The organism is Vreelandella arctica (assembly GCF_037070215.1).
Lineage (GTDB): Bacteria > Pseudomonadota > Gammaproteobacteria > Pseudomonadales > Halomonadaceae > Vreelandella > Vreelandella arctica.
The window spans coordinates 134,478-156,393 of sequence record NZ_JBANSN010000005.1 but is presented as its reverse complement, the minus strand read 5'-3'; the positions used below and the strand labels follow the sequence as shown (position 1 = coordinate 156,393).

General features: G+C 57.7%; 18 protein-coding genes. 6 read left to right on the top strand and 12 right to left on the bottom strand.

Annotated elements, in window-relative coordinates; genetic code table 11:
- Positions 1-147: 147 nt before the first annotated feature.
- The 3 genes from V8L70_RS06410 to V8L70_RS06400 are packed head-to-tail and all read right to left on the bottom strand — an operon-like array spanning position 148 to position 3,100.
- Positions 148-1,326: a four-carbon acid sugar kinase family protein gene (locus V8L70_RS06410; protein ID WP_101148062.1), complete on the bottom strand. Its 1,179-nt coding sequence runs from the start codon at positions 1,324-1,326 to the stop codon at positions 148-150.
- The gene (gene pdxA, locus V8L70_RS06405; protein WP_336269073.1) at positions 1,323-2,339 is read right to left on the bottom strand and encodes a 4-hydroxythreonine-4-phosphate dehydrogenase PdxA; all 1,017 of its coding nucleotides are present in this window, start codon (positions 2,337-2,339) and stop codon (positions 1,323-1,325) included. Before pdxA ends, V8L70_RS06410 begins: the two co-directional genes overlap by 4 nt.
- Positions 2,336-3,100 carry an SDR family NAD(P)-dependent oxidoreductase gene (locus tag V8L70_RS06400; RefSeq protein WP_172514955.1) on the bottom strand — a complete coding sequence of 255 codons (765 nt, stop codon included), beginning with the start codon at positions 3,098-3,100 and terminating at the stop codon, positions 2,336-2,338. Before V8L70_RS06400 ends, pdxA begins: the two co-directional genes overlap by 4 nt.
- 250 nt (positions 3,101-3,350) lie before the next feature.
- On the opposite strand from V8L70_RS06400, the gene V8L70_RS06395 reads away from it, so the two are divergent.
- Genes V8L70_RS06395 through V8L70_RS06385 form a run of 3 tightly spaced genes read left to right on the top strand, consistent with a single transcriptional unit; the run spans position 3,351 to position 7,285 of the window.
- Positions 3,351-4,514, top strand: a complete 1,164-nt coding sequence (locus V8L70_RS06395; RefSeq protein WP_172514956.1) for a fumarylacetoacetate hydrolase family protein — start codon at positions 3,351-3,353, stop codon at positions 4,512-4,514.
- A 45-nt stretch (positions 4,515-4,559) separates the two neighbouring features.
- Complete coding sequence (locus V8L70_RS06390) at positions 4,560-5,861, top strand: L-fuconate dehydratase (protein ID WP_172514957.1); 1,302 nt, start codon at positions 4,560-4,562, stop codon at positions 5,859-5,861.
- Entirely contained in the window at positions 5,861-7,285 is a 1,425-nt protein-coding gene (locus V8L70_RS06385) for an FAD-binding oxidoreductase (protein WP_336269072.1), read from the top strand. The genes V8L70_RS06390 and V8L70_RS06385 overlap by 1 nt, the downstream gene beginning before the upstream one ends.
- 28 nt (positions 7,286-7,313) lie before the next feature.
- Here the strand turns inward: V8L70_RS06385 and hpaI are convergent, their stop codons facing one another.
- The 5 genes from hpaI to V8L70_RS06360 all read right to left on the bottom strand — a co-directional run bounded on the left by hpaI (position 7,314) and on the right by V8L70_RS06360 (position 12,278).
- Positions 7,314-8,084, bottom strand: a complete 771-nt coding sequence (gene hpaI, locus V8L70_RS06380) for a 4-hydroxy-2-oxoheptanedioate aldolase (RefSeq protein WP_336269071.1) — start codon at positions 8,082-8,084, stop codon at positions 7,314-7,316.
- A 16-nt stretch (positions 8,085-8,100) separates the two neighbouring features.
- Positions 8,101-9,396: a TRAP transporter large permease gene (locus tag V8L70_RS06375; protein WP_336269070.1), complete on the bottom strand. Its 1,296-nt coding sequence runs from the start codon at positions 9,394-9,396 to the stop codon at positions 8,101-8,103.
- On the bottom strand, positions 9,393-9,935 hold the full coding sequence (locus tag V8L70_RS06370) for a TRAP transporter small permease (protein ID WP_290699035.1): 543 nt from the start codon (positions 9,933-9,935) through the stop codon (positions 9,393-9,395). The genes V8L70_RS06375 and V8L70_RS06370 overlap by 4 nt, the downstream gene beginning before the upstream one ends.
- 106 nt (positions 9,936-10,041) lie before the next feature.
- Positions 10,042-11,022: a TRAP transporter substrate-binding protein gene (locus V8L70_RS06365; RefSeq protein ID WP_101148071.1), complete on the bottom strand. Its 981-nt coding sequence runs from the start codon at positions 11,020-11,022 to the stop codon at positions 10,042-10,044.
- A gap of 356 nt (positions 11,023-11,378) precedes the next feature.
- Complete coding sequence (locus V8L70_RS06360) at positions 11,379-12,278, bottom strand: LysR family transcriptional regulator (RefSeq protein ID WP_101148072.1); 900 nt, start codon at positions 12,276-12,278, stop codon at positions 11,379-11,381.
- A 151-nt stretch (positions 12,279-12,429) separates the two neighbouring features.
- Between V8L70_RS06360 and V8L70_RS06355 the strand changes: the two genes are divergently transcribed.
- Both V8L70_RS06355 and V8L70_RS06350 read left to right on the top strand, forming a co-directional pair.
- Positions 12,430-13,635, top strand: coding sequence for a CaiB/BaiF CoA transferase family protein (locus V8L70_RS06355; protein ID WP_101148073.1), 1,206 nt, complete (start codon positions 12,430-12,432; stop codon positions 13,633-13,635).
- Between the two features lie 11 nt (positions 13,636-13,646).
- Positions 13,647-14,609, top strand: coding sequence for a hydroxymethylglutaryl-CoA lyase (locus tag V8L70_RS06350; RefSeq protein ID WP_101148074.1), 963 nt, complete (start codon positions 13,647-13,649; stop codon positions 14,607-14,609).
- Positions 14,610-14,612: 3 nt separating this feature from the next.
- On the opposite strand, the gene V8L70_RS06345 is transcribed toward V8L70_RS06350, so the two are convergent.
- The 4 genes from V8L70_RS06345 to speB form a co-directional block, all read right to left on the bottom strand.
- On the bottom strand, positions 14,613-16,073 hold the full coding sequence (locus tag V8L70_RS06345) for an aldehyde dehydrogenase family protein (RefSeq protein WP_101148075.1): 1,461 nt from the start codon (positions 16,071-16,073) through the stop codon (positions 14,613-14,615).
- A 9-nt stretch (positions 16,074-16,082) separates the two neighbouring features.
- Positions 16,083-17,726 carry a 5-guanidino-2-oxopentanoate decarboxylase gene (locus tag V8L70_RS06340; RefSeq protein WP_232774984.1) on the bottom strand — a complete coding sequence of 548 codons (1,644 nt, stop codon included), beginning with the start codon at positions 17,724-17,726 and terminating at the stop codon, positions 16,083-16,085.
- 10 nt (positions 17,727-17,736) lie between these two features.
- The gene (locus tag V8L70_RS06335) at positions 17,737-19,119 is read right to left on the bottom strand and encodes a YjiH family protein (protein ID WP_101148076.1); all 1,383 of its coding nucleotides are present in this window, start codon (positions 19,117-19,119) and stop codon (positions 17,737-17,739) included.
- Positions 19,120-19,257: 138 nt separating this feature from the next.
- Positions 19,258-20,208 carry an agmatinase gene (gene speB / locus V8L70_RS06330; RefSeq protein ID WP_008959398.1) on the bottom strand — a complete coding sequence of 317 codons (951 nt, stop codon included), beginning with the start codon at positions 20,206-20,208 and terminating at the stop codon, positions 19,258-19,260.
- A gap of 220 nt (positions 20,209-20,428) precedes the next feature.
- On the opposite strand from speB, the gene V8L70_RS06325 reads away from it, so the two are divergent.
- Positions 20,429-21,853 carry a sigma-54 interaction domain-containing protein gene (locus V8L70_RS06325; RefSeq protein ID WP_101148077.1) on the top strand — a complete coding sequence of 475 codons (1,425 nt, stop codon included), beginning with the start codon at positions 20,429-20,431 and terminating at the stop codon, positions 21,851-21,853.
- Positions 21,854-21,916: the final 63 nt, after the last annotated feature.

The following is a 21,916-nucleotide window of genomic DNA, read 5'->3' as shown; positions in this document are numbered from 1 at the left end:
ATTTGTTGTTGGTTATAGTGCGAGTGGCAGTAGCAACGTAACCGATCATAGTGCTATATACGTGTCATACCACCCTATTTCAAACCTAGTTGGTCGCCCACCATTGCGCAACCCTCCCGATAAGGGTTTTCATGATGTTGATGACTACTAAGACGGCGGAGTGAGCTGTTCATGTAAACGCACTAGCAGCTGTGGATCGCCAAAGCCGCCCGCTTTCGTCATCACCCGCCGCCGCGAGTCGCCATCCATACATCCCAGCGCGACCCCTGGCGACCACTCAGCCTCTACGTTGATGTAGCTCACACCCTGCTGCGAGAGCACGGCCATGGCAATATCGCCTCCGGTTAAAAACAGCAAACTCGATTCCTCGCCTCGCCAAGCAGACGTCATCTCAGCCACGTGGGCAGCCATCGCCTCGGCTACTTGGCTTGCCGTTCGCTCTTCATCTTTTCCATCTTCTCCAGGCACCACGGCACAGACACCCATTGCAGAGTGGAGATACGTGTCACCACTGGCCTCAATAACAGCCAAAGCGGGTAAGTGCAGGCGCAGTTGCTGGAGCTGTTCGGCAGCGCGCGGGCTTCTAGAGCCTATGGCATAAAGCACATTTTCGACGTTATTTAGCGAGCGAAAAGGAGCATCGGTCGATCCGCAAAGGTTCTTGGCCAGTGCCGTTGCCAGCCCCGCTGCACCCGCCATGGCCCAGTGATTGCCAGCACTCAGCACGCACTGATAGAGCGCTGAAAGCGCCTCATCGCTTTCGGCATCGGCGATGCAGTCCCCGCTAGGGAGCGGAACGTAACGCCCTGGTTGATAGCGCTGTAGCGGCAAACCGCTGGCGGCAAATGCCAGATCAATCGGGCCGACCAGGGGCGTAGATCGGGCATCCTTTTGATAGGTGGTATCAGCCAGTGGAGTGCCATCCACCCACACTTCGGCATGACGCACTGTTCGCCCCTGGGCCGGTACGGCGGGTGCCATCAACAGGGGAAAACCAAGCGCTTCTCGCAGTGCCATGCACTCTGCAATTACCTGACCACGCAGGGTCGAATCGACCTTTTTGAACCACTGATGCGGCGCTACTCGCGTGAGCAAACGCACTGCTTCGCTCACCCGAAGCGCTGCCTCCTCGGATGGCAGATGGCGGGATTCGGTATTCACGGCAATGACCTCTGGCCACTGGCCTTGCCATGCCTTCAGTGTTGTTGCTAAAGCCTCCAGGCTGATCACCACGCGGGCATCTGCCCCCCGCGCGGCGAACGGGGCGGCAGTGTCTAGCGCGCCGGAAAGATCATCGGCAATAATTGCCAATCGGCAGCCGTTCATGCCTTGGCGCCACTGGCTAACCGCCGGGCGTAGGCAATCGCTGATCCCATATTGGTGGCATCGGCTTTGCCCTGCCAAGCAATATCAAAGGCGGTGCCGTGATCCACCGAGGTGCGCTGAAGCGGTAAGCCGAGACTGACATTCACCGTGGTATCAAAGGCGATTAGCTTGACGGGGATATGGCCCTGGTCGTGATACTGGGCGATGACCAAGTCGAATTCACCTTTGGAGGCGCGGTAAAACACCGTATCCGCAGAGATAGGCCCGTTCACATCAAAACCGCGCTCGCGCAAGCGCTCCACCGCTGGGGCGATACAGCGGCTATCTTCGTCGCCAAAGATTCCCCCTTCGCCGCAGTGGGGGTTGAGGCCTGCCACGGCAATGCGCGGCACCTTCATGCCCAACGCGAGCAAATGCGCATGCCCCGCCTCAACGGTGGCGATAATGCGCTCGGGGGTAACTCGGTCGATCGCTTCGCGCAGCGACACGTGAGTAGACACATGCAGCGTTGAGAGCGTTTCCGATGCCAGCAGCATAAACGACGAGGGCGCACCGGTCAGCGATGCCAGCATCCCGGTATGGCCATCGTAATGGTGCCCGGCTTCATGCAGCGCGGCCTTGTTCAGCGGCGCGGTGACAATCACCTGCGCCCGCCCCGCTTGCACGAGTTCTACGGCCTTTTGAACGCAGCGAAACGCCATATCACCCGCCCCGGCACTGATTTGACCATCGGGAATCTCAACGCCTTCCGGCATCTCGACCACACCGACCGCCACATGATCCTTACCGCTCTCTGCCTGCTCTAGTGGCACGAACTCAAGCGCGGCGCCTATACTTGCCGCCGCCCGGCGATAAATCGCCGGGTCACCAATGACCATCGCTGTGGCGCGTTCAGCAGCGGACATAGCACTCAAGGCGCGGCAAATGATCTCCGGGCCAATACCGGCAGGATCGCCCATGGTGATCGCAATGTCGTAACAGCTTTGACGTTTAACAGGTGGCGAGCTATTCATGGCATTAGCTGCCCGCCGTTGACCTCGATGATCTGGCCGGTGACATAGCCACTTAGCGTCTCTGTTCCGAGGAAAACATAAGCCCCGACACACTCTTCCGACGTGCCCAAGCGGCCCATCGGGATCGATGCCCGCGCTGCGTTGAGATGCGCCTCGCTTGAGTGGCGATCATGAAAATCGGTGGCAATCGTGCCAGGGGCAACGGCGTTAACGCGGATATTATCTCCCGCCAGCTCCTTAGCCATATTGCGGGTGATGGTACTCACAAAGCCTTTCGCAGAGGCGTATAACCCAGCGCCACCCCCACCGCCATTACGCGCGGCAATCGAGGTAGTGTGAATGATATTTCCGCCGCCTGCGCGGCGAAAATGCGGCAGCACTGCGCGGCTGGCCATGACAACCGAGCGAACATTGAGATCCATGACCCGGTCATATTGATCATCGCCCATCTCCTCTAAACCAACACGGCCCAGCATGTCGCCAGCGTTATTGATCAACAGGTCTAAACCGCCCAGGCGCTCAGCGGCCTCATCGACCAGTTGTTGAGTCTCGCTAGTGTGGCTGACGTCTGCTTTCAGGGTAAAAGCGTCGCCACCCGCATCGCGAATTGCCTTGGCTACTGCCTCCGCGGGCGCTTCACTGCTGTGATAGTGCACCGCGACGTGCGCTCCCAACGCCCCCAACTGTTTCGCCACCGCCGCGCCAATGCCACGGCTGGCGCCGGTGATCAATACGCGCTTTCCTTTCCACTCGTCTAACATGCCATTCTCCTGACCACTTTTTGTTTTATGGTGAGCGTTGCACTTAGCGCACCGGCGTCATCGCGATAGATTTAACTATCGACCCGAAATGGAGCGGTGCGCTAAAGTAAGCCATTAACTGGCATACCTGTCATACAACACGACATCTATAACATGATAGGCCATGGCGTACTAACCGCCAGCCGACCTCACTGCTAACGTTTAATAACGACTTATAAAAAGCTAATTTTAAGAACGAATGGAGACGCACATGAAGCCCCTTTCATCGACGGACACACTGCCTGAAGACCTGGGTAACGCACTGCTGGTTGGACGCGTTTGGCTCGAGGGCAGCCACCCCGGCCCCGCGCTGGTGACTGTTAACAACGGCCAGGTCATCGACATTACCGCCTTTGGCCCCACCATGGCTGACCTGCTGGAACGCGACGATCTACAGGACGTCGTGCAACGGGCGGAAGGGCCCCATCTGTGCAGTGTCGAAGCACTGCTGGAAAACTCTCAGTTATCCCAACCCCAGGCGCCCTACCTGCTTGCGCCTTGCGATGTACAGGCCGTTAAAGCGTGCGGCGTCACCTTTGCCGTCAGCCTTTTGGAGCGTGTGATCGAAGAGCAAGCAGGCGGTGATCCGGCGCGCGCTGTTGATCTGCGTAACGATCTACAGTCGTTGATCGGCACCGACCTTTCCAAGATCGCCCCGGGCTCTGAAGAGGCGATGTCGCTGAAAAAGGCGCTACAGGCACGCGGGGGGTGGTCACAATACATGGAAGTCGGCATCGGCCCTGATGCGGAAGTGTTCACCAAATCCCAGCCGCTCTCATCAGTGGGTTTTGGCACGCCTGTAGGTTTGCACCCCTCCTCTCAATGGAACAATCCTGAACCCGAAATCGTGCTGGCCGTCGATAGCCATGGGAAAGTTCGCGGCGCCACGCTGGGCAACGACGTCAACCTGCGTGATGTCGAGGGGCGCAGCGCCCTGCTACTCGGCAAGGCGAAAGACAATAACGCCTCCTGCTCACTCGGCCCGTTCATTCGGCTGTTTGACGATCACTTCGATATCGACAGCGTGCGCAACTGCCAGGTATCGCTACGTATCGAGGGCGAAGACGACGATTTCCTGCTCCAGGGCGAAAGCGATATGCGTGAGATCAGCCGCGATCCATTGGATCTGGTTAGCCAAACCATCGGCGCCCACCACCAATACCCAGATGGTTTTATGCTGTTCCTGGGCACCATGTTTTCGCCGATTCAGGACCGCGACGGCCAGGGCCAGGGCTTTACCCATCACCTGGGTGATCGCGTCACCATCGCCACCCCAGCCCTGGGCGCACTGGTCAACCGGGTAGGCCGCAGCGATCAATTGCCGCCCTGGACTTACGGTATTCGCGAACTGATGCGCCACTTAGCGCGCCGCTGATACTGACCTAAATACGCCCCTCATCGCACCGCCAAGGAGAGCACAATGACAACGATTACTCGCGTCGACATTCAAGATATTCGCTTCCCCACCTCGCGTTCGCTGGATGGCTCGGATGCCATGAATGCCGCACCGGACTACTCCGCCGCCTACGTCATCCTGCACACCGATGACGGCAGCCCAGAGGGGCACGGCCTGACCTTTACGATTGGTCGCGGTAACGAGATTGTCGTTACCGCGCTGCAATCGCTGGCACCTCTGGTTGAAGGACGCACGCTGGCCTCGATTACCGATAACATGGGCACCTTCTGGCGGGAAATCACTGGTGACAGCCAGCTACGCTGGATTGGCCCCGATAAAGGCGCGATTCACCTGGCGACCGCCGCCATCGTCAACGCCGTGTGGGATATGTGGGCGAAAAAAGAAGGCAAGCCGGTGTGGAAACTGCTGGTGGATATGACGCCCGAACAGCTGGTGCGCTGTCTCGACTTCCGTTTTGTGACGGATGCATTAACGCCAGAAGAAGCGATCTGCCTGCTACGCCGCCAAGCTTCTGGAAAAGCAGCACGGGAAGCTGAAATGCGCAGTGAAGGCTACCCCGGCTACACGACCTCAGCAGGCTGGCTGGGTTACAGCGACGAGAAAGTGCGCAGCCTGGCGCGTGAAGCACTGGCCGAAGGCTGGACGCACTTCAAACAGAAAATTGGCGGCGACATCGAAGAGGACGCCCGCCGTGCAGCGCTGCTGCGCGATGAGATCGGCTGGGACAACGTGCTGATGATGGACGCCAACCAGGTGTGGGAAGTCGACGAGACGATCACCAAAATGCGCCGCCTGGCCGAGTTTGATCCGCTGTGGATCGAAGAACCCACCAGCCCTGACGACATTCTCGGCCACGCCGAGATCCGCCACCGTGTGGCACCCATCGGCGTCGCCACGGGCGAGCACTGCCACAACAAGGTGATGTTCAAGCAGTTCTTCCAGGCGGATGCCATCGACTACTGCCAGTTGGATGCAGCGCGCCTGGGCGGGCTAAACGAAGTCATCCTGGTGGTGCTGATGGCCGCTAAATTCGGCGTACCGATTTGCCCCCATGGCGGCGGCGTTGGGTTATGCGAATACACCCAACATATCTCACTATTCGACTACATTGCGGTATCCGGCAGCCTTGAAGGCCGCGTACTGGAGTACGTAGACCACCTTCACGAGCACTTTATCGACCCGGTAGTCATCAACCGTGGCCGCTACCAGGTGCCCGAAGCGCCGGGGTACAGCATTGCCATGCACGTAGAATCCCAAGCACAGCACCGCTTCCCTGAGGGTGCAGCCTGGCAGGAAGAACGTTAATGACCGACACCACCACCTTTCTAAATGAGTTAACCAGCCTGCTCGGCGAGCGGGGGTTACTGCGCGAACCGGACACCATGGCGCGCTACGTGAGCGACTGGGCAGGCGATACGCTGGGCATGCCGCTGGCCGTGGCTCGCCCGGCCAATACCGCTGAAGTCGCCGAGGTAGTAAAGCGCTGCTATGCACAAGGTGTCGCGATGACACCCCAGGGCGGCCATAGCGGCCTGGTGGCAGGCGCCTTGCCCGCCGCCAATGGCCAGGAGCTGGTGATCAGCTTGGAACGCCTAAACAATGTGCGCGCCATTGATCCCGTCAACTTCACCATCACAGTAGACGCGGGCTGCATCCTTGAGAACGTTAAGCTGGCCGCCTTTGATCATGATTGCGACTTTCCCCTCTCGCTAGGGGCTCAAGGCAGTTGTCAGATTGGCGGCAATATCGCGACGAACGCAGGCGGACTTAACGTGTTGCGCTACGGCATGATGCGCGAGCTGGTGCTGGGCCTTGAAGTAGTGCTGCCTGATGGACGCGTTTGGGAAAGCCTGAATGCGTTGCACAAAGACAATCGCGGTTACGACCTTCAGCAGCTGTTCCTCGGCAGCGAAGGCACCTTGGGCATCGTCACCGGGGCGGTGTTAAAACTATCACCGCGCCCCACCCAAAACCGGACGGCGCTGCTGGGACTGCCCTCCGTTCAGGCGGTGATTGACCTTTATGGTTTGGCACGCCGAGAGTGCTGCGATCTGCTAACGGCTTTCGAGCTGATTCCCCGCCGCTGTATTGAGCTGGCGATCGAAGCGACCCCGGAACTGCGCGACCCGCTGGATAGCGCCTACCCCTGGTACGTGCTGATGGAAGTCGCCGCCACGGGCCCCGTGGACCTGACCGCCTTACTGGAAGCGCTGCTGGAAACCGGCATGGAACGCGAGCTGGTGCTGGACGGCGCGCTGGCTGGCAGTGACACCCAGTCCGCCCAGCTGTGGCAGTTCCGCGAAAGCATGCTGGAAGGCCAGAGGCGGCGCGGCGAGCATCTGCGCACCGATATTTCGGTACCCATCTCATCGATTCCCGACTTCGTTAGCCGGGCCAGCGAGGTGGTGATGGCGGCGTCACCCGAGTGCGACATTATTGCCTACGGCCATGTGGGCGACGGCAATCTGCACTTCAATATCCTACCGCCCACGGCCATAGCGGATAGCGATAAGAAAGCCCACCTGCATGATCTAGAGGAGCGGCTTTTTGAGGTGCTCGACGGTGTTCACGGCAGCATCAGCGCCGAGCATGGCATTGGCCGCACCAAGCAAGCGCCTTATTTGGCGCGGCTATCGCCGATTGAGCGGGAGATGGTCAGCGGCGTTAAAGCGCTGTTCGACCCCAAAGGATTGATGAACCCAGGCAGGATTTTGCCTGCTGGGGAGTAATCCCCAGCATGGTTCACCACTATTTGGTTCATTCGTGCTTGAACCGCCCCGCTAGACCGCGCAGCGCATTGGCGTAAAGCAGCGTATCAATCCCGACACCAACGAAGGTACAGCCCGCGGCGAGATAGCCGCGGGCGGCCTGCTCGTCCACCGTGACGATACCCGCTGCCTTGCCCGCAGCGCGTATCTTGTTAATGGCGTCACTAATCGCGTCTGTCACTTCAGGGTGGTTGGCATTGCCGAGATGCCCCATAGACGCCGACAAATCCGCCGGACCAATAAACACCCCATCGACACCGTCTACTGCAGCGATAGCCTCCAGGTTAGCAAGCGCCTGGGGGCTCTCCACCTGCAGCATGAGGCAGATTTCCTCATCAGCGCGGGAGAGGTAATCTTCTGCCTGCCCCCAGCGCGAGGCGCGTGCCAGCACATGACCAACCCCACGAATACCGTGGGGCGGATAGCGTGTGGCCGCCACCAGTTCAGCCGCTTGTTCGGCAGTCTCGACCATGGGGATGAGCAGGTTCTGCACGCCAATATCCAGATAACGCTTGATCAGCACCGCATCGCCAGTGGGTGGACGTACCACCGGGTGGCTTTGATAGGGGGCCAGCGCCTGCAGCTGAGCAAGTAGGCTGGCTAGATCATTAGGGGAATGTTCCGCATCGATCAGTAGCCAGTCGAAGCCCGCCGTGGCGGCAATCTCAGCGGTGTAAGCACTGGTCAAGCCGAGCCAAATTCCTGTTTGGGGTTGGCCCGCCAGTAGCTGTTGCTTAAACGCGTTGTGCGGCATTTTCATACGGGCTCCTTCTGAATTAGTACCCCATGATATCTGGCAGCCAAGTGGCCAACCCTGGCACGGCAATCAACAGCAAAATAGTTGCTATGATCGGCAGCAGGAACGGCAGTATCGCGGTCACCACTTGGCCATAACGCAGCCGTGTAATGCCCACCATTAAAAACAGCACCGTGCCAAATGGCGGCGTAATGACCCCCACCGACAGCGTGATCACCATCACGATACCGAAGTGAACAGGGTCTAATCCGGCGCTTAGCGCTGCGGGCACCACAATGGGGGTAAAAATCAGGATGCTTTCGATCACTGACATAAAGCAGCCGATCAGCAAAAAGAACAGCGCAAAACAGAGTAGCAACGCAAACATCGGCATATCGATGCTGGCGACCTGACCCGCTAACGCCTGAGGAATCCCCATGCGTACCAATATCCAGCCGTAGAAGCTGGAGACCGCGATAATCAGCAGAATGACCGCACTGAACATGAGGGTGCGGCGAAAGGCGCTGAAAAGGTCCCGCCAATTCAAGTCACGGTACACCAGGCCGCCCAGAATCACTGCGTAAAGCGATGCAATGGCGCCAGCTTCCGTCGGGGTGAAAAAACCACCCCAGATACCGCCGACGATAATCGCTGGCATCATCAACGGCAAAATAGCGCGTTTACCGGTGCGGACAACTTCGCAGGCGTCAAAAGGCGTGGGTTTAGGCATCACCACCCTACCGCTGGCAGACAGCAGCACGGTCATTCCCATCAGCAGCAGTGCCATCAAGATACCTGGCAGTAGCCCCGCCATAAACAGCCCACCAATACTCACATTGGCCAGCCAGCCATAAACGACGAGCGCGATACTGGGCGGCAGAATTGGCCCGATTACGCTGGAGGCGGCAGTGATGCCGGTTGAGTAACCCAACTCGTAGCCACGCTCTTTCATCGCCTTGATTTCGATACTACCCAGCCCGGCGGCATCGGCCACCGCGGTGCCCGACATCGTGGCAAAGATAGAGCTGGCCACCACGTTGGCGTGTCCCAAACCACCCTTGGTAAAGCCCACCAGCGCGGTAGCGAAATCGAAAATGCGCGTGGTGGTGGAGCCAATATTCATAATATTGGCGGCCAGGATGAACAGCGGAATCGCCAGCAGGGTAAAGTTATTGAGGGTTTGCACCATGCGCAGCGGGAGTAACTCGACGGGTAGCCCGCCGGCACCGGTGGCGAATAACGCGATAAACGAGGTCACGCCAATGGCGACCACCACGGGCAAGCCAATGGCCATCAGAACTAACAGGCCACCGACGAAAATCAGTAGTTCGGTCATGGTTGAGAGGCCTCCTCTTCATGGGACGTTTCCAACCACGCCACCGGGCCGCGCAGCGTTTGCCACAGGGCAATCAGCGCCATTCCCACAAAGCTGAAAAAGAGGCCGTAATAGAGGTAGCTGAAACTGATACTTAGCGAAACGGTTTTATTGTTGGCGCTCATATCTGACATGATCCAAGCCCCCCAGGCGGCCAGTGCAAAAAAGCCGCAGGAGATCAGCGCGGTGAGCCGGTACTGAATATTCTTACCCAACCCGGAAAGCTTATGGCTGAACAAATCGACCACCAGATGCTCGCTGCGTACCCAGGCGGATAGCGACCCGAAGCCAATCGCGTAAATCGCCAGCATAGACGCCACTTCTTCGGTCCAAGGCATCCCCAGCCCCAGCAGGTCACGGGCAATCACGGCCGCCACGATCAGCAGCAGAATGGCGGCCATCAGCGCCACGCCCACCCCATCGCACAGGCGTGTAACACCGCGCAGCGTATAGAAAGCAATTCGATCCGGCCCCTTATTGGGCGCTACCGCGTCTTCCACAGGAGAACTCCTTACCCTGACTGCTTTTTAGTCTTACATGAAAACTTATTTGTAATGAAGAAAAGCGACGGCCCGATGGGCCGCCGCAATTTCTGTCCAGCGCGTTTTACTCGCTGTCGTTACCCAGCGCATCTTCACGAACGCCCTCGGCCATGTCAGCCATGACACGATCGATAGCCGGTAACGCTGCCTCGCGGAAAGGCGCAACATCCGGCTCAATGACGGTCATGCCTTCATCCTGCAGGGCTTCCAGATAGAACTCGTCGAGTTCGCGTTCTTGCTCTGAACCATACTGGCGTGCCACCTCAATGGCTTCTTCGATCAGCGCTTGATCTTCCTCTTCTAGGCCATCCCACCAGCGAGAACTAGCTACCCAGCTCCACGGAAACTGCACATGGCTGGTCATGATCAGGTAGTCCTGCACTTCCCATAGACGACGGGTATAAGGCGAGGAGAGCGAGTTCTCGTGGCCATCGACCTGGCCGGTCTGCATGGCGAGGTAAATCTCTGGTGCCGGTACGTTGACTACCTGAGCTCCAATCTCTTCCCACACTTCCAGCCATACCGGCAGCGAAGGCAGGCGCAGGCGGAAGCCATCCAGATCATCTGGGGTATGTATCTCTTTATTGGCGGTCATGTGGCGGGGCCCGCGATGCTGCAGGCCAAAATATTTCAGGCCGCCCTGGCTTTCTGCTTTCTCGACCAGCGCTTGGCCGGAAGGGCTCTCCATATAGGCGTCGACTTCATCCCAGGTAGTGAACACAAAGGGAACCGTAATAGCGTCGTATTCAGGCGCATACTGTTGACGCCAGTTACCACCGGTTAGGGATAGCTGGGTTTGGCCCAGGTTAAGCAGTTCCAACACGGCATTCTCACCGCCCAGAGAACCCGCTAAAAAGGGGCGAACTTCAAAGCGCCCGGGGGCCTGTTCCTCTAAATATTCCGCAAAGCGTTCCACCGCGGCGCTTTCCGAGCCGCCTTCACTCATGGTGTTGTTAACTTGAATTTCGATTGGGTTAGCTAAAACGAACGGGGCCGTCGTTAGCATGCCTAGGGTAGCCAGCGTGGCAAACAGTTGTTTCCGCATGGGATGACTCTCTACGGTTGTCGTTATTGGGTGTGGTTCTTTATAGCTCCTGTAGGCAAGAGCTTTATGTCGCTTGCCTGATCTTGAAACAAGCAGCCGACGGGCTCAAATCGACGTTCAAGAAGGATGACTTCGTTAAATACGATGGCTAGAAACGTCGGTATGACGCGCTTTTTGACCGAGGTGCTTGCAGCCATACGACCAAAGATGAATACCTGACCGCCTTCGCTGCTCTTTCAAAAGCCCTCTCAATAGGCTGTGAAGGCATACTTCAGCGCCGCTGCTCAAGGCATTTTGCCACCACAAGATATTTGCCAGCTTTCACGAAGCACGAAGCCATTTGCAGACTTTTGCAATTAGTCCTCGCCCGCCTTCTGGGTAAGGTGGTCTACCAAGTGTCGCGCAGTGACATGCAAAGAGGCGTAGCGGCGCATGCCAATCACCAGCTCACGCTGGGCCCAAGGGTCGCTAAGCGGGATGCTTTTGAGCTGCAAATCCCCCAGATCACGATAGATGGTCTGCTCAGGGAGTACGCCAACGCCCATGCCGTGGTGAATCATCCGGCAAATAGCGTCAAAGCTACGTACCTGAATGCGCATACGCAGCGCTTTGCCTGCCAGGTTAGCTTGTTCATTCAACAGCGATTGCAGCGAGGCGTCCTGCTGTAAGCCAATAAAATCGAAAGCCAGCGCTTCATTAAAAGCGATGCTTTCACGCTCAGCCAAGGGGTGATCAATGGGCGTCATTAACACGAGTCGGTCATGCCGATAGGAGAGCTGCTGGAGATCAGGCGCCGCCACATGCCCAGCGAAAATACCGATATCGGTCAGCCCGTCGCGAACGGCGGCAATGATTTCGCTACTGACTCGCTCCTGAAGATCGATCTTAATTTCGGGATAAAGCCGGGAGAAAGCGCTGAGATCTTGGGGAAGAAAAGCAATGATCGCCGAGGTATTGGAGTGGATACGCACATGGCCGCGCACGCCTTCGCCGTACTCGCTGAGTTCCGCATGCAGGCGCTCGATGTTATCCAGAATACGTCTAGCATGGTGCAAAAATGCCTGCCCGGCGGGCGTCAGCTCAACACCGCGCGGGCGACGATACAGCAGCGTGGTACCTACCAGCGCCTCCAGATCACTGATCCGCTTGCTCACCGCGGCGAGCGCTAAATGCTCACGCTCAGCGGCGGCGGTCAGGCGCCCCTCATCTGCCACGGAGATAAACAGCTTAAGAGTGACGAAATCGAAGCGGCGCATGACATATGACTCCCGTAAGACAAGCGCATTATGCTAACGCACCCCTTCGCTAACCACGAACCCTTTGTTACCGATTGCCTAATTGTCGGCCTGTAATGGCTCACGCATGCTGAACATCAATGACGATAACGACAAATAGAGGAAAGCCTAGATGAACGCTACCGAAGCCCGCCAGCTTCCGCTCCAAGGCTTGAAAGTGCTTGAGCTTGGTCAACTGATTGCGGGGCCTTTCGCCACCAAACTGCTGGGGGAATTTGGTGCCGATGTGATCAAAATCGAACCGCCAGGCACCGGCGACCCACTTCGCAAATGGCGAATGATAGAGGATGGCACCTCGCTTTGGTGGCACGTCCAGACCCGTAACAAGCGCTCGGTGGCGCTGGACTTGCGCAGTGAAGAGGGCCAAAAGCTGGTGCGCCAACTCGCCGCCGAGGCGGACGTGGTAGTGGAGAACTTCCGCCCCGGCACGCTAGACAACTGGGGGCTGGGCTGGGAAGCACTCTCCAAACTCAACCCTCGGCTGATCATGGTGCATATTTCCGGCTATGGGCAAACGGGGCCCTACCGCGATAAGCCCGGTTTTGGCGTAATTGGCGAAGCCATGGGCGGGCTGCGTTACCTCACCGGCCAGCCGGGCGAGCCTTCGGTGCGCGTTGGCGTGAGCATCGGCGACTCACTTTCCGCGCTCTACGCCGTGATTGGTACCCTGCTGGCACTTCAGGAGCGCAACCGCAGTGGCCTGGGTCAAGAGATCGACGTCGCGCTGTATGAGTCGGTGTTTGCGATGATGGAGAGCCTGCTGCCTGAGTTCGATGCCAGCGGCCAGGTTCGCGAACCGAGCGGCAGCGCCCTGCCCGGCATAACCCCTTCAAATGCCTACCGCTGCCAAGGCGGCGATTACGTGCTGATTGCCGGCAATGGCGACAGTATCTTCAAGCGCCTGATGGGCGTGATTGGCCGTGAAGATTTAGCCAACGACCCGGCCCTGGCCCATAACGATGGGCGTAGCCAGCAAGCCGAAATGATTGATGCCGCGATTCAAACGTGGACCGAAGAGCGCCCACGGGATGCCATTTTACAAGCACTGGATGACGCCCGCGTGCCCGCAGGCTACCCCTACACTGCCGCAGATATCGCCTTTGATCCCCACTACTTGGCTCGGGAGATGATTCAAACCTTTACACGGCCTAATGGCGAACCGCTAAAAGTACCCGGCGTATTGCCAAAGCTTAGCGCTACGCCAGGGCGAATCGGCGACGGCGGCCCCACTCTTGGCCAGCATACCGATGACGTGTTGGGTGAGCTGGGTATTGATCACGAAACCCGCGCTAAGCTGCGCCAAGCGGGCATCATCTAGGGAGTATTTTTATGAAGTTGGTAACACCTTGCCCCACCAAAATCGAGATCAACGAAGTTGCCCCCCGGGACGGCCTGCAGATTGAAGCACGGTTTGTGCCGACGGAAGAGAAAATCCGCTGGATCGATGCGCTCTCTACCACTGGCCTACGGCGTATTGAAGCAACGTCGTTCACATCGCCTAAAGCGATCCCCAACCTGCGCGATGCCGCTGAAGTGGTGACCGGCATTCAGCGCCGGGAAGGGGTCGATATCACGGTGCTGGTGCCCAACGTAAAAGGCACTGAGCGAGCGCTCGCCTGCCAAGTAGATGAGATCAATCTGGTGATGTCCGCCAGCAATAGCCACGGTCTGGCCAATCTGCGCATGACGCCGGAACAGTCGCTAGAGCAGTTCGCGGCGATTTTGGAGGTCAGCAAGCATTTCGATAACAATAAAAATAGCAGCGTGTTTATCAACGCCTCACTCTCGACGACCTTTGGCTGCCCCTTTGAAGGCGAGGTGCCCGAGGCGCGGGTACTGGAACTTGTTGAAAAGCTGATTGGCCTTGGCATTCAGGGCGTCACACTCTGCGATACCACCGGCATGGCCAACCCTGTCCAGGTCAAACGCCTGTGCGAAGCCGTGCTTGAACGCTGGCCGGAAACGCCGTTCACGCTGCACTTCCACAACACGCGCGGGATGGGCTTAGCCAATGCATTGGCGGCTTGGCAGGCGGGTATCAGCCGCTTCGACTCCTCCTTAGGCGGGCTGGGCGGCTGCCCCTTTGCCCCGGGTGCGACGGGCAATGTATGCACCGAGGATCTGGTGCATATGTTTGAGTCCATGGGCGTCGATACTGGCGTCGATCTGGATGCACTGCTGGAGATCGCCGCCACCCTTCCCGACCTTATCGGCCATGGCGTGCCGGGGCAGGTAGTCAAAGCAGGAAAGTCGACCCGGCGTTATGCGATGCCGCCTAATGCTCAAACCTGAGTGTTAGGCAGGCCCAATCACATGCTTCACTTCAAGGTAAGCACTTAGCCCCCAAGGGCCAAGTTCACGCCCAATGCCGCTACGCTTGAAGCCGCCCCAGGCGGTTTCGGGTAGCACTAGCTGCTCGCTGTTGTACCAGATGCTGCCAGCCTTGAGCTGGCGGCCGATGCGTTTTGCCCGCTCAGGGTCACCGCTGATCACCGTTGCCGCCAAGCCAAAGCTGCTGTCGTTGGCAAGCTGAATGGCTTCGGCTTCACTTGCGACGCTGCGTGCGCAGAGCACCGGGCCAAAAACCTCTTCTTTCCATAGGCGGCTCTCGAGCGGTACATCGCGATAAAGCGTGGGTGCCAGGAAGTAGCCCTGGGCAGGTAGCGTGCGGTGTTGGCCGTCGCGCACCACCGTAAGACCTTCCTGTGCAGCAATATCCAGATAGCGCTGCACCGCGTCGCGCTGTTTGGCGCTAGTCAACGGCCCTAAGTCGGTGCCTTCGACAAGCGGGTCGCCCAGCGTAATCGCATCCATACGCTCTGAAAGCGCAGCGTAGAGTGCTTCTGCTACGTCTTCGTGCACCAATAAACGCGAGGTCGCAGAGCAGATCTGCCCGGCGTTGAAGTAGATGCCGGCCATTACCCAGTCAGCGGCTTGGGCAGGATCAGCGTCTTCCATCACCAAAATCGGAGACTTTCCACCCAGTTCCAGCGATACGCCAGCGGTGCGAGCGCTGGCCGCTTGCATCACCGTTTCGCCTACACGGTTACTGCCCGTAAAGGAGATTTTATCCACCCCAGGATGATTAGTTAGCGGTGCACCGATGCCCTCGCCGTCGCCATTGAGCAGGTTCAGCACACCCGCGGGTAGCTCAACCTCTAACGCAATTTCTGCAAGCACTTGCTCGGGTAGCGGCGTCACTTCCGAAGGTTTTAGCACCACCGTACAGCCAGCGGCCAAAGCGGGCGCCAGCTTCCAGGCGCTGGTGACCAGCGGGAAATTCCACGGCGTTATTAATCCCACAACGCCAGCGGGGTCGTGGTAAGTGCGCGCCTCAACGCCCTCCATTTCCACATTGACCAACTCCCCCTGACGGGCATCCAGCGCCTTGGCCTGCTTGGCATAGTAGCGGTAGCAGGCAATCGCATCGTCCAGATCAATACCCGCTTCCACCAGTGGCTTGCCGTTATTGGTCGCCGAAAGCGTCATCAGCGACTCCCGACGGGCTTCCAGTGCATCGGCAAATCCATCAAGGTAGTTTGCACGTGCGGTACCGCCCAACGCCTGCCAAGCGGGCTGCGCCTGCTGGGCGGCTTTAACGGCGGCGTCTACATCTGCAGCATCCCCCGCCGTGACTTGAGCAATACGTTCCTCGCGGTAGGGGTTCATCACATCGAGTAGGCGAGCTCCCGAAGATGCGACCCACTGGTTGTTGATGAACTGTTTGTTAATTAACTGCTGGCTGAGTGACTGCATGGAAATATCCTAGTCAGAAAATGCACACGCACGCTGCCAGGCAGCGGCGTCAATTTCGATCAGTAAAGGCCCGGTGGCTACGCGGTTGGCGAGCGCTTTGGCGAGTTCGGCAGGACTTTCCACTAGCATGCCGGGGCAGCCGAAACCTTCAGCCAGGGTGAGAAAGTTGGGTGCCTGAATATCCACGCCCAAGCGGGCCACGCCATTAGCATCCATATAGCGACGAATCTCTTCGTAGCCAGCGTTGTGCCAAAGCACAATCACTATGGGCAGGCGCTCTTCTACCGCCGTTGCCATTTCCGAGAGGGTAAACATCACCCCACCATCACCAACGAGAGCCACCACGGGCAGATCAGGCCGTGCCAGTTGGGCACCCAACGCCGCCGGTAGCCCATAGCCCAAGGTGCCGTAACCCGTTGAAGCATTGAAATAGCGCCGGGGTGCTGGCTGACTGACCAAGTGGTTACCGGCATATACCGGTGCGGTGGAATCACCTACCAAAATCGCCTCGGGGAGATAATCAGCCAGGGTTTTATAAAGCGGCACAAAGTCGGCAAAAGCAGGATCGTTTACCAAATTAAGCGCGCCCAACGCTGCGGCGGTTCGCTCAGTGCCTTGACGCTTCAGTGGTTCGGGGAAGTGACCAAGCAAAAGCTCCAAACTGCGTCCTGCATCACCCACTAGGCCAAGCGTGGTGCGCTGATTGCGCACTAGCTGCTCAGGGTCGAGGTCGATACGAATCAGCGTGCCGTTGAGGTGAAAGCCGCCATCAAAAACGACGTCATAATCGGTCTCACCCAACTCGGTACCTATCGCCAGAATCACATCGGCGTTGGCGGCTAGTTCACGAACCGCGGGCAGTGCGGCATTGGCGCCCAAATCCAGCGGGTGGTCGCGGCCTAGCAGCCCTTTGGCATTAATCGTCGTTACCGTCGGGGCATCGAGTTTTTCTACCAATGCTCGCGCTGCTTCCGGCGCTGAAACGCAGCCTCCGCCCAATAGCACCAGGGGCTGTTTCGCCGCTTGAAGCAAGCGTGCAGCCTCGACCAAGCCTTCTGGATCAGGCGCCGCGCGATAAAGCGTGGGCGCTTGCCAACTGGCCGGCACATCCACCGGGGCATTAAACAGATCGATAGGGATTTCAATATGCACCGGGCCTGGGCGCGCGCCGTTGAAAACGGCGAAGGCGCGGGCCAACACCTCGAGCAGTGTATTGGCATCCAACAGGGTGTGGCTAAACCGCGCCACGCCGCTGATCATCTGCTGTTGGCTGGGCAGCTCGTGCAGCCGCCCTTGGCCTAAGCCCAAGGTATCGCGGCGGTTGACGCTGGAGATCACCAGCATGGGGATGGAGTCCGCCAGGGCCTGGCCCATGGCGGTGGCAATGTTAGTCATGCCCGGCCCGGTGATAATCAGGCATACCCCCGGTTGGCCGCTGGCGCGGGCATAGCCGTCGGCCATAAACCCCGCGCCCTGCTCATGGCGCGGGGTTATATGCTGCACATCGCTGCCTTCCAGACCACGATAAAGCTCTATTGTATGCACGCCGGGGATGCCGAACAGGGCGCTCACCCCGTAAGTCTCCCGCAGCAGCCGAATGAGTAGCTCTGCACAGGTCATGGCGGGTTGTTTACGTGCTTCTTCAACGCTCATTACAGCCCCCTTAGAAGAAAAATGTATGGGCCATAAAGGCGATGATGGGCAGCGTAATCGCGGTACGCAGCAGAAAGATGGCCACCAGTTCCCAGAGTTTGATGGGGATTTTCGACTTGAGCAGCAGCGCGCCTATTTCAGACATGTAAATTAGCTGGGTCAGGGAGAGGCAGGCAATCACAAAGCGAGTGAGCTCGCTTTCAATATTGGTCGCTAATACCGCCGGTAGGAACATATCGGCAAAGCCAACCAGCGTGGCAGGTGCTGCCGCTTCTGCCTCTGGGATACGCAGCAGTTCCAGCACCGGTACCATCGGGTAAGAGAGCCACGTAAACAGCGGAGTAAACTCCGCCAGAATGAGCGCCACCGTGCCAATGGCAAACACCAAGGGTAGTAAACCTAGGAAAATATCCATCACGTTGAGCAGCGCCAAACGTGCTAGTTCGCGAGGACCGGGAGCACCAGCGGCGCGATTGGTGGCTTGAATCAAGCTATAGCGGAACAGGCCGACTTTTTCGGTACGTTCTTCGTTTAACTGACAGCCGACCGGCTCATAGTAATCATTGGACTTGCGCGATAGCGGTGGGATTCGCGGCACAATGACCGCAGCGATTAGCCCTGCCACCACGACCGTCGTGTAAAACTGCACAAACAGGTGGTTAATATCGACGAAGCTCGTCACTAACAGCGCAAAGGCAATGGATACCACAGAGAAGTTGGTAGCAATGACAGAGGCTTCGCGGCCATTGTAATAGCCCTGCTCATACTGCTGCGTGGTAATGAGGACACCCACGGTACCCGACCCCATCCATGAGGCAGTGGCATCAATGGCACTGCGTCCCGGCAGGTTAAAAATTATCCGGAACGGCTTGCGTACCATGCTGCCGATAAACTCCATAAAGCCAAACTCGACCAGAAACGGTAGCAACAGCGCGGCAAAGAAGAAGAAGGTTAAGAGCACCGGCGCAAGATCATTGAGCATGACGCCACCGGTAAAGGAGGCAGTGACGAATTCAGGCCCAAACTGGAAATAGGTCATCACCGCAAACAGTGCGCCTAATACGCGCATAGCCAACCACAGCGGCCCAACATGAAACATCTCATGCAACATGCCTTTTTTGGCCCAGGCTGGATCAGCCAGTTTGGCATAAACAGTGATTATCACTGACAGACAAAGCACGACTACCGCGATAGCAGGCAGCGCTGAGCCTAATAGCGTTTGCAAGCCTTCCGCCATGAGGCCCATACCAATATTGATGGTATCGCCAAATTGAAAAGGGACGAGAAACAGCAAAACCCCAATTAAAGAAGGCACTATAAACTTCAGTAAATGCGCCTGGGGGATCGGCCCCGACGAGGTCGGCTCTTCGGTCTTAACGTTGCTATTCGACATAGGGTTCACCTATTGGAAGTGATTATTGGAGGTGGGCTGGCGGCGTCCTGGCAGGAAGTAGACCTTCCTGCCATATGTCTTTTTATTAGCGCCTTATCAGGTCGGCGCCTTTTAAATCAAAACCGTCTTAAGAGCGGCTTAGTCGCCACGCTTCACGCCCGGCAGGACGCAGAGCATTTCATACAGCAGCGTGGCGCCCATCAGTGCGGTGTTGCCGCTGGGGTCGTAGGGCGGGGATACTTCCACCAGATCACAGCCGACAATATTCAGGCCCAAGGCGCCACGAACAATTTCCAATCCCTGAGTAGACGTTAGGCCACCCATCTCTACCGTGCCGGTACCGGGGGCAACAGAGGGATCCAAACCATCAATATCGAAACTGATGTATACCGGAATATCGCCCATCTGTTCGCGCACTTCCTGCATCAACGGCGCTAGCGAGCGGTACCAGCACTCCTCAGCGGGAACAACGCGGAAACCTTGATCGCGGCACCAGTCGAAATCCTCAGCGGCGTAACCCGTACCACGCAGGCCGATTTGTACGACCTTACCGTGGGCCAACAAGCCCTCTTCCTGAGCACGACGAAATGGCGTGCCGTGAGCAATCGGCTCGCCGAACATATGCTCGTTTACATCGGCATGGGCGTCGATATGAATCAACCCCACCGGGCCATGCTTTTTGGCCATGGCGCGTAGAATTGGCAGGGTCAACGTGTGTTCGCCGCCCAGGGTCATCGGAATGCAGTCATGCTTCAACACGTCGTCGTAGAAAGCGGTGATGATGTCGACGCTTTTCGGCAGGTGGAAGGTGTTGATGGGTACGTCGCCAATATCGGCTACCTGGAGGCTTTCAAACGGCGCGGCGCGGGTTGCCATATTGTAGGGGCGCAGCATGCGCGACTCATCGCGGATCTGGCGCGGCCCGAGGCGCGTGCCGGGGCGGTTCGAGGTACCGATATCCATGGGAATGCCGATAAACGCCGCATCTAAACCTTCAGCGGTGTCTTGGGTAGGCAGGCGCATCATGGTGGCGGGGCCTGCAAAGCGCGGCATGGTGTTGCCGCCCAGCGGCTGGTTGAACTCCGACATACACATCTCCTTGGATTTGTTGTGACGATTTAGCCTATGCAACTTTCCTGACTTTCAGCCTTAGCTATCTCCTATAGGCGTTGCACAGATCATGCCAAGTCGTAGATCCCTATAAAGCGGTGGGATTACCGGTCAAATGATGCAAAAATGAATCAATTTAACGCTTAGTCAATTCATTATTGAATCAAAGATTCAATAATGAATTATTTGAAGGGAGTCGATGGCAGTGAGTGAAATAGACAGACGTGTGCTGCAAACCATTGTAGAGACTGCTAACGATCACTTCTTTATCGTCAGTGGCGATGGACAAATAGTCGATATTAGCCCAGGGGCCGAAGCGGTTTACGGGGTATCACGAGAAGAACTGCTCACCAGCAGTGTGCAGCAGTTGCAAGCGGCCGGGGTGCTCAAGCCCTCTATCACCATGGAAGTGATGCGCACCCGCCAACCAGCGCAGCTCATGCAGGTCACTGGAACAGGCCGCCGGGTCATCGCCGAAGCTTACCCTGTGTTCGTCAATGGCAAGCTAGAGCGCATTATCAGCCGCTCCCGGGATTTAACCGACTTGCAGCTATTGCAGGACGAATACGCGCTGCTGCAAAAACGCTTTAGCGAACACTTAAAACGCAGCCAGGCCGCCCCGGATGCGGAAGAGCAGGCGCTGGATGATGCCCTGGATAACCTGCAGGTGCGCAGCAGCGTGATGCGTGAAATTGCGCTACTGCTTAAGCGGGTCGCACCATCAGATGCCAATGTGCTAATGCTGGGTGAATCGGGCGTGGGTAAAACCGCCTTTGCTAAACAGCTACACCGCTGGAGCCAGCGCTGTGACGGGCCGTTTATTGACGTTAACTGCGCGGCCATTCCTGAGAATTTGTTTGAGTCCGAGATGTTTGGCTATCAGCCCGGCGCTTTTAGCGGTGCGGCGCGGCAAGGTAAGGCGGGACTGTTGGAGCAGGCCGAGGGCGGCACGCTGTTTTTGGATGAAATAGGCGAACTGCCGCTGCTAATGCAAACCAAACTGTTAAAGGTCATTCAGGATGGCAGCCTGACTCGGCTGGGTGACACCCGCTCTCGCAAAGTCAATTTTCGTTTGGTCGTGGCCACTAACCAAGACTTGGCTAAACAGGTTGAGGCTGGGCAGTTTCGGTTAGACCTTTACTACCGTCTCAATGTGATCCCGGTCACCCTGCCGCCCCTTCGCGACCGCCGGGAAGATATCCCAGACCTTGTCGAAGCGTGTTTAAACCGGCTCAACCAGCGCTATGGGCGGCAGAAAATTCTCGACACCCGCGTTTGGTCGACCCTGATGGGCAGCGAATGGCTGGGCAACGTGCGTGAGCTGGAGAACTGGCTGGAACGGGCGTGGCTTTCCAGCCCCACGGATCAGATTGAGGTGCCTGCCGCTCAACCATATACCGAACAACACCATGCAAGCCTGCCGAGCTCGTCACCAGCAACGTCGATACCTGCGCTGGAACCTCATGAAACACTTAAGCAGTATATGGCCCGTTTAGAGCGGGAAACGCTTGAGGCGCTGTGCACCACTCACCTCAGTACCTATGCCATCGCCGAGCGGCTGGGCATCAGTCAGTCCAGCGTGGTGCGTAGGCTTCAGCGCTATGGCATTAAAGTTGCCAAATGATTTTCTGCTTGACACAGCGGCTGTCATAAACGATCCATGTAAGTGTCATACAACGGCAACACC